Source organism: Arenicella sp. 4NH20-0111 (assembly GCF_040366405.1).
Lineage (GTDB): Bacteria > Pseudomonadota > Gammaproteobacteria > Arenicellales > Arenicellaceae > Arenicella.
This window is the reverse complement of sequence record NZ_BAABWF010000001.1, coordinates 1-14,766: the sequence shown is the minus strand read 5'-3', so window position 1 is coordinate 14,766 and position 14,766 is coordinate 1. Positions and strand designations below refer to the sequence as shown.

At 45.0% G+C, this 14,766-nt stretch carries 16 protein-coding genes and 1 pseudogene; 7 read left to right on the top strand and 10 right to left on the bottom strand.

Annotated elements, in window-relative coordinates; all coding sequences use genetic code 11:
• The first annotated feature begins 13 nt into the window (after positions 1-13).
• The 7 genes from ABWW54_RS00085 (at position 14) to ABWW54_RS00055 (ending at position 9,396) form a co-directional block, all read left to right on the top strand.
• Positions 14-751, top strand: coding sequence for a uroporphyrinogen-III synthase (locus ABWW54_RS00085; protein WP_353410354.1), 738 nt, complete (start codon positions 14-16; stop codon positions 749-751).
• 199 nt (positions 752-950) lie between these two features.
• The gene (locus ABWW54_RS00080) at positions 951-2,066 is read left to right on the top strand and encodes a uroporphyrinogen-III C-methyltransferase (RefSeq protein WP_353408825.1); all 1,116 of its coding nucleotides are present in this window, start codon (positions 951-953) and stop codon (positions 2,064-2,066) included.
• A 2-nt stretch (positions 2,067-2,068) separates the two neighbouring features.
• On the top strand, positions 2,069-3,331 hold the full coding sequence (locus ABWW54_RS00075; protein ID WP_353408823.1) for a heme biosynthesis HemY N-terminal domain-containing protein: 1,263 nt from the start codon (positions 2,069-2,071) through the stop codon (positions 3,329-3,331).
• Between the two features lie 38 nt (positions 3,332-3,369).
• Positions 3,370-4,185: a bifunctional DNA-formamidopyrimidine glycosylase/DNA-(apurinic or apyrimidinic site) lyase gene (mutM, locus tag ABWW54_RS00070; RefSeq protein WP_353408821.1), complete on the top strand. Its 816-nt coding sequence runs from the start codon at positions 3,370-3,372 to the stop codon at positions 4,183-4,185.
• 165 nt (positions 4,186-4,350) lie between these two features.
• Entirely contained in the window at positions 4,351-6,576 is a 2,226-nt protein-coding gene (locus ABWW54_RS00065) for a S9 family peptidase (protein WP_353408819.1), read from the top strand.
• A 199-nt stretch (positions 6,577-6,775) separates the two neighbouring features.
• Positions 6,776-8,893 (top strand): S9 family peptidase, encoded by a 2,118-nt coding sequence (locus tag ABWW54_RS00060; RefSeq protein ID WP_353408817.1) that lies wholly within the window; start codon positions 6,776-6,778, stop codon positions 8,891-8,893.
• A 53-nt stretch (positions 8,894-8,946) separates the two neighbouring features.
• Positions 8,947-9,396: a 2OG-Fe(II) oxygenase gene (locus ABWW54_RS00055; RefSeq protein WP_353408815.1), complete on the top strand. Its 450-nt coding sequence runs from the start codon at positions 8,947-8,949 to the stop codon at positions 9,394-9,396.
• 19 nt (positions 9,397-9,415) lie between these two features.
• Here ABWW54_RS00055 and ABWW54_RS00050 read toward each other — a convergent pair whose 3' ends face one another.
• The 10 genes and pseudogenes from ABWW54_RS00050 to ABWW54_RS00005 form a co-directional block, all read right to left on the bottom strand.
• The gene (locus tag ABWW54_RS00050) at positions 9,416-10,492 is read right to left on the bottom strand and encodes a glycosyltransferase (RefSeq protein ID WP_353408813.1); all 1,077 of its coding nucleotides are present in this window, start codon (positions 10,490-10,492) and stop codon (positions 9,416-9,418) included.
• A 35-nt stretch (positions 10,493-10,527) separates the two neighbouring features.
• Positions 10,528-11,034: a GNAT family N-acetyltransferase gene (locus tag ABWW54_RS00045; RefSeq protein WP_353408811.1), complete on the bottom strand. Its 507-nt coding sequence runs from the start codon at positions 11,032-11,034 to the stop codon at positions 10,528-10,530.
• Positions 11,035-11,038: 4 nt separating this feature from the next.
• A complete protein-coding gene (locus ABWW54_RS00040; RefSeq protein ID WP_353408809.1) occupies positions 11,039-11,872 on the bottom strand; it encodes a hypothetical protein in 834 nt (277 codons plus the stop codon).
• Positions 11,873-11,935: 63 nt separating this feature from the next.
• Positions 11,936-12,376 (bottom strand): hypothetical protein, encoded by a 441-nt coding sequence (locus tag ABWW54_RS00035; RefSeq protein WP_353408807.1) that lies wholly within the window; start codon positions 12,374-12,376, stop codon positions 11,936-11,938.
• A 35-nt stretch (positions 12,377-12,411) separates the two neighbouring features.
• Entirely contained in the window at positions 12,412-13,056 is a 645-nt protein-coding gene (locus tag ABWW54_RS00030; RefSeq protein ID WP_353408805.1) for a DUF1349 domain-containing protein, read from the bottom strand.
• A gap of 33 nt (positions 13,057-13,089) precedes the next feature.
• Positions 13,090-13,383, bottom strand: a complete 294-nt coding sequence (locus ABWW54_RS00025) for a hypothetical protein (protein WP_353408803.1) — start codon at positions 13,381-13,383, stop codon at positions 13,090-13,092.
• A gap of 70 nt (positions 13,384-13,453) precedes the next feature.
• Positions 13,454-13,744 (bottom strand): hypothetical protein, encoded by a 291-nt coding sequence (locus tag ABWW54_RS00020; RefSeq protein ID WP_353408801.1) that lies wholly within the window; start codon positions 13,742-13,744, stop codon positions 13,454-13,456.
• Between the two features lie 85 nt (positions 13,745-13,829).
• Positions 13,830-13,910, bottom strand: a complete 81-nt coding sequence (locus ABWW54_RS00015; protein WP_353410352.1) for a hypothetical protein — start codon at positions 13,908-13,910, stop codon at positions 13,830-13,832.
• 2 nt (positions 13,911-13,912) lie between these two features.
• Positions 13,913-14,332 (bottom strand): hypothetical protein, encoded by a 420-nt coding sequence (locus ABWW54_RS00010; RefSeq protein WP_353408799.1) that lies wholly within the window; start codon positions 14,330-14,332, stop codon positions 13,913-13,915.
• A 48-nt stretch (positions 14,333-14,380) separates the two neighbouring features.
• Positions 14,381-14,766: pseudogene (locus ABWW54_RS00005) on the bottom strand (hypothetical protein); the annotation flags it as partial.

The following is a 14,766-nucleotide window of genomic DNA, read 5'->3' as shown; positions in this document are numbered from 1 at the left end:
AGTCGATAAGCCGGTGGTTATATTGACGCGCCAGAATAAGTTTTTAGGCAACACTGCCGCAATACTGCAACGTTTAGACTTTCAGCCAGCACACATTCCAACTTTGGCTGTTGAGCCTAATTTTAGTCCTGAAGTGGCTACTATTTTCGCTGATCTGTCTGGTTTTACCGATGTTGTGTTTATCTCGCGCAATGCCGTCGAAATCGGCATGCAAATGATTAATCATAACGGTGGAATGCCCGAAAACATGCGCGTGATGGCCGTGGGGGCTGAAACCGCTAAACAACTCTACAGTCATAAAATAGACGCACTGTTCCCTGAAAAAGGGAGTGGCGCCGAAGCGTTGTTGAAAGTAGGGCCAATGAAGGACCTTAGTCGGCGCAAAGTATTGCTGGTTCGAGGTGAGTCTGGCCTGGATTGGCCTGCTAAAGAAATGGCTAGGCGTGGTGCAAAGGTGGTTCAGGCCAAATGCTATACGCAATCTATCCCTGCCTCATGTGCAGAGAGAATCAAGGAGATATTCGACCAAAATGCTCGCATTGAAGGTCTCTTCGTACACAGTTCGCAAAGCCTTAAGAACTTGCTTGAAGCGTCAGGTGATCTGGCAGAGCGGTTGAAAAATGTAAATTTGTTGGTAGGTAGTAAGAATATCAAACGTACGGCTTTCGAACTTAATTGGTTGGGTGACGTGCACGTCGCTGCATCTCCTTCGAATAAGCATATGATGATTGCTTTTTCAAATATGCGCTAGAGCGGTCTTTTATGAAGCTGTTCTGTTGTGGCTCTGGGTTTAGGCTCTAACGAGCTGACACAAGTTTACACATGGCTTGTCGTTGACTGGTCAGAACCCATGAAGCCTGTGATATTATTGATAAAGTTTGAATGGTGGCCATTCGGCCGCTGTTCGTTGAAATCTAATGCGCCAGAGAGGGCGCGAAGGTAGTTTAAGTATGACTGATCAAACGATACCCGAAACCAAATCTAGTGAAGCTTTACCACTCCCAGTGGAGCGCACTGCTTCGGCGAAGTCCGGGGGTAAGGGCCTCAGCATTTTTGCGATTTTGTTATCTCTGGCTGCGCTGGGCGGATCTGGGTACAACGTATATAAATCTCAGTTGAGTGGTGTTGAACAGCAGAACAACTATGTCGTGAAAATAAACGAGATTGGAACCAACGTTACGGTATTGGCCGAGCGTATGGCGCAACTGCAAAGAGCTCAACGTGTTGTAGAGCAAAGTTCGGTATCGTCAGAACAGCTGCAAACACGCCTTCTTGAAACAAACAGCAAAAACGATTTGGTCTTTAGAGACATTAAAGCGACCCAAAAAGACCTACAGAACACGCTTGAGAAGTTGTCAGTTGATTCTCAGCGTAGTGGAGATAAGCTTGCGTTAGAAGAAGTATCACAATTGTTGAAACTGGCTAATAACTCAGCGGTCTTCGCAGGCGATAAGCGAAGTGCCATTAGCGCATTGAAACTCGCGGACAGCCAGCTTAAGCAATTGGCCGATCCACGCTACGCCGTCGTTCGTCGTTCCATCAATGAAGAAATTTCTATTTTGAACGAAATTGCATCGGTGGATGTGATTACCGTCACATCAAAACTCGACGAGATAGCTAAAAAAATAAGCACCCTTCCATTGGAGAATGAACCTCCGGTTATCGGAGAGCTTGATATTGCCCATCATACCAACGACGAGCAAATGACATTTACCTCAGAGTTGAAAAAACTGTGGGTCGACACTTTGAATACCGTAAAGATCAAGCGAATAGATCAGCCGCCTAAGCCCTTATTGGCCCCAGAGCAGCGCTATTTTCTGGATCAAAATATACAGTTGAAACTCAATACCGCCGAGTTGGCCGTGATGCAAGGTAACGGCGACGTTTATCGGCGAAACATCGAGGCAGCCACCGCTTGGATTAACGAGTATTTTGACCCACTAGATGAAAACGTGCGCCAAGTAGCGTCGGAGCTGTCGGAGTTGGCTGGTGAAAACCTCGGCGGTAAACTGCCTTCCATTGCCGCTTCTTACGATGAATTACAACGAATAAAAGGTGGTAACTAGCCATGCGTTGGGTTTTCATTGTTGCGTTTGCGCTTATTTTGGGCTACGGCTTTGTTCAGTTTGTGAACATTTACCCAGATAATTACGTCAAGATCTACGTCGACACGTATTTGGTGGAGATGTCCTTCACGGCTTTTCTATTGTTGTTGATCCTGACTTCAGGCGCAATTTATGTGTTTTTTTGGTTGCTCGGTTCGACCTTCAGGGCGAGCAATGTGTTTTCTCGATGGCGCAAGAAGCGAAGTCACTTAAAAGCCAATCAATCACTCGGAACGGGCTATTTAGCGCTCATCAAGGGTGATTGGAAAAAAGCAGAGAAGAGTCTCATTGCCAAAACGGATAATAGCGCAGTCCCCTATATAAATTATTTGGCTGCTGCGCAAGCTGCTCAAGAGCAAAGCCAGATAGAGCGCAGAGACGAGTATTTGGCGTTGGCTTACAAAGTTGCCCCTAACGAGCGCTTTGCTATTGGGTTGGCCAAAGCGCGCCTTCATCACCTAGCGGGTCAGCATGAGCAAGCCGAAGCCACGTTAAATGATATTGAAGGCGAAGGGCGCAAAAATAGCCAATTCATCGCCATGCTTTTACAAACGTATCAAGCCACAGAAAATTGGGACGGAGTTCACGACCTGCTTCCGGCGGCTCGTAAGTACGATGTTTTACCCGCAGAGCTGTTAGAAAAAATAGACGTTGAGGCGCATCAAGCTTTGCTACTGCGGTCCAGTGATCGTCAGGCTACCTGGAGACAATTACCTAAGGTTCAACAGCAAAAGCCTGAGAACATTGCGTTGTATGCTAAAGATTTGATGCACAATGGTGACAACGGCGCGGCTGAAAAGCTACTCCGTGTTGCGTTGAAAAACCAATACGATGAATCGTTGGTTAGCTTATATGGGAAACTTTCCACGGAAAAACCGGCTAAGTTGCGTCGAGTGATCGAAGGGTGGTTAATGGCAAGGCCCGAAAGTGCTGAACTCAATTTAGCGGCGGGTCGAATGGCGTTACAGGAAAAGAACTCTGAGCAAGCAATTGAGTTCCTAGAAAAAGCGATTTCCCTAGGGCAATTACCAGGAGCCTTCGCCTTGTTGGGCGAGGTGTTGGAGTCAAATAATGAAAGTGGCCGAGCATTGCAGCTATATCGAGCTGGGTTAGCCAAGCTAGCCGCCGTATCTGAACCCAGTTTAGGGCTGGCTGTGCCATCTGATGAGGTTGCTTCTACTGACGAACAGGTGCCATCTCAAGGTGAGTTGATCACGCGCGATTAATTGCGATATATCGATTTAGTGACGTTGAGGGTTGAGCTGTGCCTGAGTTACCAGAGGTAGAAACCACGCTTCGGGGTATTGAGCCCTATTTGTTGGGCCAAACAATTTCTGATGTGATTGTACGCAATCCGAGTCTGCGGTGGCCGGTACCGGTGTCTGACCTTCAGGCTCTGATAGGATTGAAAGTTACACTGTTAGAGCGTCGTGCCAAGTACATACTCATTCATACTGAAGCTGCGGCCATTATTTTGCATCTAGGTATGTCAGGCAGCATACGTATTTTGCCTTCAGACACGCCAGCTGAAAAACATGACCACATCGATTTGGTTGTGGCTAATGGTATGGTGGCTAGGTTCAATGATCCTCGTCGGTTTGGTTGCTGTTTGCTGGCCCAACCTCCTGTTGCAACTCATAAACTCCTTGTGAATTTAGGGCCCGAACCGTTGTCTGCTAAGTTTACTGGTGAACATCTATTCAACGCTTCTAGAGCGAAAAAAACACCGATCAAAAACTTCATAATGGACGGTGCCATTGTGGTTGGAGTGGGGAATATTTACGCCAGTGAATCCTTATTTGAAGCCGCGATTAGACCAACTACACCGGCTTATAAGGTGAGCAAAAAACGTTATGACCTGCTCGCCTGTGAAATAAAAAAAGTGTTGGCTAAGGCTATTAAAGCGGGGGGCACAACTCTCAACGATTTTACCCAAGCCGATGGAAAGCCTGGTTATTTTAGTCATGAATTACAAGTTTACGCACGCAACGGCGAGCCATGCAACCGATGCTCTAAGCCAATAAAGTCGAAGGTGATTGGTCAGCGAAATACGTTTTTCTGCTCGGGTTGCCAACGCTAACCTTAAACGTCTTGATGTGATTGGTAATCTAAGGATGAATAACCTACCACTAAATCACATTTACTTTTATTTGCTGAGTACTTATTCTTTCAGGGTAAGCCAAATATCTATTGTTTGGCCCCCGTTTAATTCCTAACGTTTTCGTTAGGACCCAAGAGAATAAATATGAAAATTCTAACCAAGGCACTTCTCTGTGTGGCGCTATGCTCACTGGCTGCGTGTCATAACAAGCAAAATGACTCTGTGGTAAACAAGCAGACGTTAAGCTCAGCCCCTCAATCAAAAAACATGAACCAGTTTCAAAGATTAAAACAACTTCCAACCCCTGCGCCCGTCGCTAAGCGCGTGCCCAGTGAGAGAAATTACCACGGCAATGTTCTTCAAGACCCGTATTTTTGGATGAAGGACCAAGGTTACCCAAAAGTGGACGACGAAGATGTGCTTAGTTATCTAAAAGAGGAAAACGCTTATCATAAGTCGTTTTTAGATCCTCATGAGGGCTTGGTGAACACTGTCTTTGAAGAGTTCAAAGGTAGAACTGACGAAACCGAAGAATCGGTGCCTTACATTGAGAACGGCTATGAATACCGATGGTTTTATCGCGAGGGAGAGGAGTATCGAACCAGAAGTAGAAAGAATCTAGAGACGGGCAAGGAAGCCATATTCCTTGACGAAACAAGTTTGGCAAAAGGGCATAAATATTTTGTGCTCGGTGGGTGGGCAATCAGTCCAGACAATAGATACTTGGCTTATTCTTTCGATACCGCGGGTGACGAACGTTATCAAGTCAAAATTAAAGACCTAGAAACCGACAGTTACCTAGACGATGTATTGAATGACGTGCAAGGTAGCGTGGCGTACAGTTCTGATGGTAAATCGCTGGTTTACTCATTGCTTGAGCAAGAGCGTTGGCACTCTAAGGAGTTAAAGGTTCATGTAATCGGTGAGCCGCAAAAAAATGATCGTACGCTGTATCAAGAAGACGACGACGGTTACTTCATCGGTTTTTATCAGACCAGTAGCAAAGAGTTTTTCGTCATTAATTCCAGTCAAGGTGAAGTACAAGAAAGCTACGTAGTTTCGAGTGATTTGAAAGGCGATCTCGTTCCGATGGTTTCGCGTAAAGAAGGGTTTCAGCAAAGAATAGATCATGCTCATGGCCATTTTTATATGCTTGCCAATGATACGCACACCAACTTTCGCTTAGCCAGAACAGCTGATTCTCAGCCAGCAACGGCCAATTGGCAGACGGTTCAGGAAGGGAGTGATGCGGACTACCTTTTGAGCCTGCAAGCGTTTGATGGTTTTATCGCAATGAAATCACGTAGTAATGGTTTCGAGAAAATTGAATTGATCGATTATCCGGCCGACCTCGATCAAGACTTAAAACGAGCTGAAATCAATTTTCCAGAATCGGTGTTCACCGCCTCAATCGGAATTAACCCTGAGTTTAAGACAAACTTTTTGCGGGTGAATTATGAGTCTATGATTACGCCTGATACCACGTTTGATTATCAGGTAGACAGTAAGCTACTCACCACACGCAAGGTAAAAAAGGTCCCATCAGGTTACGACAAAGATCAATACGATACCGAGCGTTTAATGATTACAGCTCGTGATGGTGTCGATATACCGGTCACGATCGTTTACAAAAAGGGATTCAAGAAAGACGCCAGTCACCCCATGTGGCTCTACGGTTACGGTGCTTATTCATCTACTGTAACGCCCAACTTTTCGACGCTCAGGTTAAGTGCTCTTGATCGCGGTTTTTCATTCGCCATTGCTCATGTCAGAGGTGGCTCGATGATGAGTTATCAGTGGTATCTAGATGGAAAGCTTAAAAAGCGAGAGAACACTTTCAATGACTTTGTGGACGTGGCAAAGGGGCTGGTAGAACGTAACTACGTTGCGGCCGGAAATATTTCTGCTTCTGGCCGCAGTGCCGGTGGTGAATTGATGGGAGCCGTGACCATACAGGCACCTGATTTGTGGCGCTCTATAAACCTTGGCGTTCCGTTTGTGGATGTTTTAAATACCATGCTCGATGCAACGTTACCTCTGACACCACCAGAATGGAAAGAATGGGGTAATCCGATTGCCAGTGCCGAAGATTACGCGTTGATTCAAAGCTATTCTCCTTACGACAATATTGCCAAGCGTGACTATCCTCCAATGTACGTCTCTGGTGGGCTCAATGATCCCAGAGTAACGTATTGGGAGCCCGCTAAATGGACTGCGAAGATGCGTGAGTTAAAAACTGACGACAACCTACTGGTCATGAGAATAAACATGGGAGCCGGACACTTTGCTAACTCTGGTCGGTATGGGCGCCTTAAAGATTACGCCGAAGAGTATGCGTTTATGTTTCTAGCGCACGGCATCAATCAATAACTAACCGCTGACGGTTAAGCTTATTTTACCTGATCGTTTATAAGGTTAAGAGACGCGCCACCTTAGTGTGAGGTCGGCGCGCTTGGGTAAGAGCGTTCACTGGGCCTTTTACCGCCTAACAAGAGCCGTTTTAATAAAGAATACGTCAATTTTCCAGAAAAATTGAAAGCAGAAGTCGCATTGCGTCAAGGAGAAACCTTTGAGTAAAAATTTATATATTGGATTAAAACACGCGAGTGTTTTATTAGGGTCCGTGCTTGTCATGGGAAGCGCCTATGCTGAGGCAGCAGCAACCGAAGAATCGGATCGGAAATTCACGTCGCAACGTGTCTTTGATCTTGAGTACGGTGATTCGCCACAAGTTTCGCCAAATGGGAAGAGCATTATTTACGCCCGTCGATCGATGGATAAATTCTCTGACCGAGTGGCGAGCAATTTGTGGATGCTGGACGTGGCTCGCGGTACTCACCGGCCTTTCATTAATGACGAAGGGTCAATATCGTCCGTCCGATGGTCTCCAAAGGGAGATCGAGTATTGTACTTAGCGAATGTTTCAGGACGGCCGAGTTTGCGTATTCGTTATATGGACACCGGTGAAAGCTTCTCCTTGGCTCAGTTTGAGCACAGCCCGAGCGCGCCTGTTTGGTCGCCGAACGGTAAGTTCGTGGCGTTTTCCAAATTTGTACCCAGCGAAAAAGCATCGTTTGCAAAACCCGTAACCGCGCCTAAAGGCGCTGAATGGGCAGAAGCCGCCAAAGTGTACGATGATTTGGTATTTCGTTTTAACGGGGCAGGTTATCTACCTAAAGGCTCGCAGCAAGTTTTTGTTGTCAGCACGGATGGTGGAACGCCTCGGCAAGTCACTAAGAGTGAACATGGATTTAATAACCCCAGCTGGTTAAGCAATGATGAGCTGATTGTTGTTGGTAATGAAGTCGATAATCCAGAGCTTGACCCGATTGAAAGCGACCTCTACTCGGTTAATCTGAATGATTTGGCAATAACGCAACTGACCTCTCGTGATGGCCCCGATCATTCGCCCCTTGTGTCCTCCAACGGTAAAACCATCGCTTTTCTAGGGTATGACGACAAGCTCAAAGCTTATCAGCAGACTGATTTATTTGTCATGTCCGTTGATGGAAGTAACGTGCGTAATCTCACTGAGGATCTGGATCGTTCGATCAGCAGTATTAAATGGAGCGAAAACGGGAATTCGTTAATTTCACAAGTAAACGTGGATGGAGAGACTCATCTTATTTCAATCAGCTTGTCTGGTAATACAAGAACGCTAGTGACGGATTTGGGGGGAACCTCTTTGGGAAGGCCCTACGCTTCTGGCAGTTTTTCTGTGGGTAATGGCGTGATAGCGTATACGCAAGCCGACACGCAAAAACCAGCGGAAATTGCGATACTTAAAAGTGGAAAAACCAAAACCTTAACGGCTCTGAACGAGGATATTTTGAGTGGCCTCGATATTGCGCAGATCGAAGAACTTAAAGTGAAGTCGAGCTACGATGGTCGTGAGATAGAAGCCTGGGTGGCGTTGCCAACTGGCTTTAAGGCCGATGGCAGCATGCCTATGATCCTAGAAATACACGGTGGTCCATTCGCCATGTATGGCCCGTTTTTCGCCGCAGAAATCCAGCGTTATGCGGCTGAAGGGTATGTCACGGTCTATGTTAATCCGCGCGGCTCAACTGGCTATGGCGAAGAATTCGCTCAGCTCATCGATAAAGCCTATCCCAGCTTCGATCATGACGACTTAATGTCCGTAGTCGACGAACTGGTTAAACGTCAATACGTTAGTGAAGATCGCCTGTTTATTACCGGTGGTTCTGGTGGCGGTGTATTGACTGCGTGGGCCGTGGGGAAAACCGATCGGTTTGCAGCAGCAGCGACCATTAAACCTGTGATCAACTGGGCGACAATGGCATTGGCGGCCGACATTGCGCGCTTCGTTAGCCGCCATTGGATGGGCGTTCAGCCATGGGAAGACCCTGAATTCTATTGGAAGCAATCCCCTATTTCGTTGATCGGTAACGTGACTACCCCGACCATGGTAATGGTTGGCGAGGAAGACTGGCGCACACCCACGTGGGAAGCTGAGCAATTTTACACTGGTTTGAAGTTACAGAAAGTTGACACCGCATTGGTCCATATCCCTGGTGCGTCTCACTCGATAGCGGCACGCCCCAGTCAGTTGATTGCAAAGGTCGACAACATCTTGGGGTGGTTTGCCAAGTATGACCAAGCCAACGAAGCGGCTATTGACTCAATGAAGGAAGCAGAAGAGGTCGTTGAGCAAGTTGACGAGTAGCGGCCCGCATAAGCGGATTGCAATCGTGTCAGAGAGCCTTGCAAAGATAGCGTTTGGGTGGATTGGCGTGTCTACAACGCCAATCCACCAATACCCAAAACAACGCGTTGTTTAGACGACGCGAAAAACGCCCTGATGAACTCTCGGCGCGGTCGGCTCTTTTTCGATGGCGCAATGGTCGTCAAGGCAGTGGTTATCAAAAACTGTACCTTGGCGGCTTAGGGTGGCCAGTCAAGTTTGATAGCTACCTACTACGATTCAATGTGGGTAGCTCGGTTCCCAAGCACATTGATCCAGTAAAAAAAGGTCGCCACTTTCGGCTTAACATTGTTTTGATGAATGCCAAATCCGGCGGTGAGTTTTTCTGTGATTCACCTCTATTTGAATCAAAAAGGATTAAGTTGTTTCGACCTGATATTGCCGAGCACAGTGTGAGTGAAATTCGAGCTGGTGTTCGCTTGGTTTTCAGTCTGGGATGGATCTATGGAAACAATGAGCCTTAAACAAGCTGAAATGCGGTAACTAGAAGAGTTTAGTGTAAACCTCGCTGACTCTTGTAAGCATTCTGTTCAGCGTAAAATTGGCCTCATACAGCTCAAAAGAGGCTTGCCCCATTTGGCGTAGGGTGCCTTTATCAGTAAGCAGCGAGTTAAGTTTATCGGCGATTATTTGCTCGTTGTCTTGGGCCACAAGATACCCATTAACCTCATTTTTAACCACTTCGTTCATCCCGCAAACGTCAGTGGAAATCACCGCCAAACCATTGCTCATGGCTTCCAGAGCACCCAGTGGCATACCCTCATAGCGAGAGGTCAGAAGCATGACAGAATAGTTCTTTAACCTTTCTGCTGCGTTGGGGTCATCGAGCACCAAACGGATGCGGTGTTTCGCGCTAGAACGGCTTAGTTGCGTGGTCAACTCTTCAACCGAGCCACCTGAGGCAAACATAGTTAGCCTAACATCATCATGCGTGAGCTCCAGAACACGAATCGCTGATTCGCAGTTCTTTTGGTAGGTGGCCCTACCCAGAAAAACAACGTCCAACGTGTTACCCGACGGTCTAGTGGTCGCGGTGCTCGACGGTTCGACTCCATTGTTGATGGTGTTGACACAATCATGGCGAAATAAATTATGTTCACGACCAAGCTGGTGGTCAAAGTTTGAAACCGTAATCCAGTGGCTGGTTGTCCATTTAAGTCCGCGCTCTATCGCTATTTTGATTCGCCTCTTGAGCGCATTTGGTTCGTGAGAAAAGTGCCAACCATGCACGGTGTAAAGCGTCCTAATATTAGTCAATTTTGCCGCGCAACGGCCATAAAATGAGGCCAGAGAAGAATGAACATGAACTAAATCAGGTTGTTCTGCGTTTAACGCCAGCCTGATTCTATAAATCGCACTAATGACATTGAATGAGTCAATTTGAGTAATGACCATCGTTCGAACCCCAAGCGCCCGTGCTCTATCTGAAAGCACGCCCTCTGAACCTGATATGAGCAAAATATCATAGCTGTGCTTGAATTTTTCGAGCAAGGCAAGCGTATGGAATTGTGCTCCTCCAATATCGCTTCGGGTAATGATGTACGTTAATTTTTTAAGCACAGAGCAGTCATCGTTTGGTCTATTGTTTATAGAGGCTATTGGATTTTTAGGCTAAACGTTACGCCGCTAAGCAGTTCGCCGTTTAGACTGATAATGTCTTTTTCGTTACTGAGTTCTATAAATCCATTTTTATTTAAGACGGATGCCGACGCCGGGTTATTGCTTAACACCTTAGCTCTTAATTCGTCCATTTTAAATGTTTCTTTTGCTACGTTTATTAGCTTCGCAAGGCAATAACTCGCATGACCTTTGCCAGTATGATACTGAGCCACGCGATAGCCTACAAAACAAACTTTGTCTTTGGCGTTGATGTTTTTCAAGTTTCCTCTGGCGCAAACCTGATTTGCATCCATCAGAACCGCTGAGTACCCCTTTTTTAGTTCTAGGTTCGTAAGTGCGCTGTCTATGTGACGTTTTACTCCACTGCGGGTGTAAAACCGTGGGTCTCGCGCCGAAATCAGAGTTTCAAACCAGGCTCTGTTTTCCTGCTCAAACCTAAGTAGGGAATCCAAGTGTCTATGGGAAAGGGGCTCAAACGTCACTACCTTAACCTTTAGTTGCTTGCCAAATGGCGTGTGGTAGAAGTAGTTGTGCAGCTCTTTTTCGCTTTTCATCAGCCTCTATATTAACGGCAGCACTGTTTAGCGATTTGTAGTTAAGAACTAACGATTCGAGGTCCTGCACGACCAGTTTGGTCGTAACTTCTTTTAGGGCGTTAATACTAGGGCATCTTAAAAAAGAGAACACTTCGTTGACTCTTGATAGTGGGGCCTTACAGAGATCTTCATAACTTGTTATAAACGTGTTTGTTTTTGTGTTGGTCAACATAGTTAAAAAATCTTGCTCTAAAGTCTGCTGCTGATGACAAAAGGCTTTGAACTCAACTGGATCTACCTCAAATGGCGTTGCATCGCGCGGTTTCGAATTAGAGTGCCACACCTTATTTTTACGAGATAACTTATACGAAACATATCTGGCTAAAAAATCAAAGCGATACAAAAACACGCATTTTATATGAGCATTTTGCGTTAACCATAGGCCTAGGTCTTCGAGCATGGGTTTGCCTTGTGCCCAAGTTAGTTTAAACCCCTCGCATTTAATGTCTTTTGACTTCTTGAACGGATCTACATGGGTGCTTCCATTATGTCGCTTTACTATACTCCTGCCTAAGGACTGGAGTTTTTTATAGTTAGAGATGGTTAAACCTTTTTTTTCAAGGTGGTTTAACGCGTTCAGTGCTCGGTCATAGTGCTTGATCTCGTTATGCCAGCCTGTTTGATTAAAGGGTTCATGGTGACACCGAACAACAGGATGTGAAGATAAATAGTTCGTCAGCAACGTAGAGCCCGACCTTCCAGCCGCAAGTAATATGTAATTCATACCATCAGCGAGTCAAGAGTTTAGGAAAATACGTTCTATTCGTAGCCACCACAGCCGCAATCTCTATTTCCATTTTGCTGGGTCTTCTTTAAAACCGGAACTCTCTAGCCGCTCTAAAAACGTAAATGTCTTTGGGGCTTCTTTTTTTATTTCCGTCCACACACTATCGAATTCTACTTTTTCCAGGTTCGCTGCAATGCCAGAGCACCAATCAACCCAGGTGTTTTTTCTGACTCGTCTATTCTTTCTTAGAAAAATCTGTTCATTGCATAAATCTAAGTAGTTGTATATTAGCTCTCTGGTGTGGTCCTTCTTTTCAGCAGCGACGCTCTTGCCTATTAGAGCGTCCACCGGAATACCTTTGGTCAGCTCTCGGTATTGTTGATCGATCGAATCTTCGAATTCAGATTGCGCGATCTTTGAACTCACTCTCAACTGAAAAGCCGCGACTAATACACCAACGGCGGTGAATATAGAAACGATTGAGTTCCAATCAATACTCATACTCTGATCCCCCTAGTTGTTTAGATATTGAAACGTCATTCCTCGAATACAATATTTGAATACACAACCTCATGAGTTTCACTTAATGGTGACTGCGCTATGAATCCAACTTTGATATTCGTCTGACTGGCTAAATTAAATGACCTTAGATAAGACCATTGTTTACCATCTTTGGAATAGAGAAAAGTGACGGTGTTGGTTTTTCTTTCTATTTTAAGATAAACCGTGTTGTTCTCAATCGAATAATGATAGGCATCGTCGCCCGTTAAGCGAGTCACCGTGGAAGCAATTCCGTTGTTTCCTGATTTGAATCGTTCAAATAACAACTTTCCCCAATTCTCAGCGTCGGCATAGAGAAACAACGCGCCACCATCGTAAGCGGTATTAAAATTCGCCGTTACCTTCGCTGACAGAGAAAAGTCTGATATCGGCTCAAACAACACTCGGGGAGCGGTATCGTTTGAGCTTGATCCATCCGCATTAGTGTATAGATCAGTTCCTTTGTTCGCCAAGATGGTGATCTTGTCATCATCGATCACTACGTCTGATTTATGATGCTCAGCTGATAAGCTATATGGGATGCCTAAAGTTCTTAGGCCTTCAATCGTTTCTTTGGAGTCAGCAACAAAGCCAAATAGAAAAACTCCGATTATCGACACTATGCTGGTTATTTTTTTCATGCGATACCCAATCGTGTGCACCTTAGTGCCTTGCTAAGTTTCACCTGTAGATGAAGAATTTTGCTCCGTGAGCAATAGAGTCGCACCAATTTTACCGAATACTTTCATAGCCTCAGACGACAACATTGCGCCCGAAACACTATTGGCTGGATTAAATTGAACTTCTAAGAGATATTCGCCTTTTGGCAGATTTGAATTCCTTATTGCCCATAGATGGAGTTCTGTAAATTGCTTAATTAGATCCCATTCTCCAACACAAATTTGGCCTAAGTCTTTTCCACCAACACCTTCGTTGGCATCAATATAGTTCACAATATTTATTGGCATGCGATATCCGTAAACTTAACGCACGCCCTACGGAAGGGGAACTTAAAGTGCTTGTCACTGGGTTTAATTTTCAGGGCTTCCATTTTTTATGTGCGAGTGCATCATGCCCAAAACCCGCTGACATAAATAGATCACGATAGTCAGTTTGAGCAAGTGAAATTGAACTATATAGCTTTTCTAGATTACCAGCACTCAATTTTAAAACAGAGAGCCACAAACGTTCTAAATGTTCTTGCTCCCACCTAGAACAGCCAGGGACATTATTCGAACAATCTGCAAGCAATAGTTCTTTAACTTCATCACATTCTTCAGCTAGAAATAAAGTTTCAACCGCTGACAGTGTTGTGTTTGTTAACTCCATTGCATTATGCCACCGACGCTCTTAAAACGGGCGCGCGCGGTTAGCGCATTCGAATGAACGAAGTGAATGTAAGGTTTTAAGTTTGTTATATGCTCTCATTTATTTCACTAGCAAAGCTGTCAATACAGCCTTTACATATAGAAGCCCTAGCTCCTTTTATCAGCATTTCTAATTCTGATGATTTTTCGCAGAAAGAGCATCATCCTTCCACCATTCTGAGCCGGGGTCAACTTCGTATTCATCTCGAAGGTAGTTTAATATCTCTTTCTCTGAAAAAGGCGACGATCTCCATTTTTCAGATATACCTTTGTATCCTTTTTCGGCTTTTAGTTTTGCTTCGTTTAATGAAGCAAAATTAATCACGCCTACCGTCTCCCAAGAGGAACTACAGAACATCAACAAATATTCGTTTTCATTCGAATATGGTTCAGCAATGATCAAATATGGTTGCTCTCTAACCCTGTTAAATTCGCCATCTAAGCTTCCTACATGTAAATCAATTCGATCGGTAAACTCTACATCAGAGCTTGTATCTGCATAGAATAGAACTTTGCATGAATCTATTACGGGAGGTAGGTTTTCAATCATAGTATTGATGCATATCGCTCACAAAACGGGCTCGCGCTGTTTGCCTTGTTATGTAGCTTTTTCAAGTTCATCTAAGCATTGGCTATAAACGGCAATAAGTTTTTCTATAGCAATATTTGTTGTGACTTTACTTCCATTGTCCAATTTGCAATGAAGTTGTAATTCGGCGGAGTTTCTTATTGTAAATCTACCTACAAAACCATCAGTGGTTGGCCCCCAATGAAGAGCAGCATAGCATTTCGGTAAATTCCTAGTTTTTAGAATTTCCATCTCTCTCCTCACGGAAGTGACAAACTGAGGAACATAAACCAAATTATCAATATAAGTTAGGCGAACACCACCTGTCCATATGTCTACATATTGTTGTTTTGGACTAATTTTCTTTCCAACAACTAAAGAGAATGTATCTCGGTGTCCGATTTCCATTTCAATGG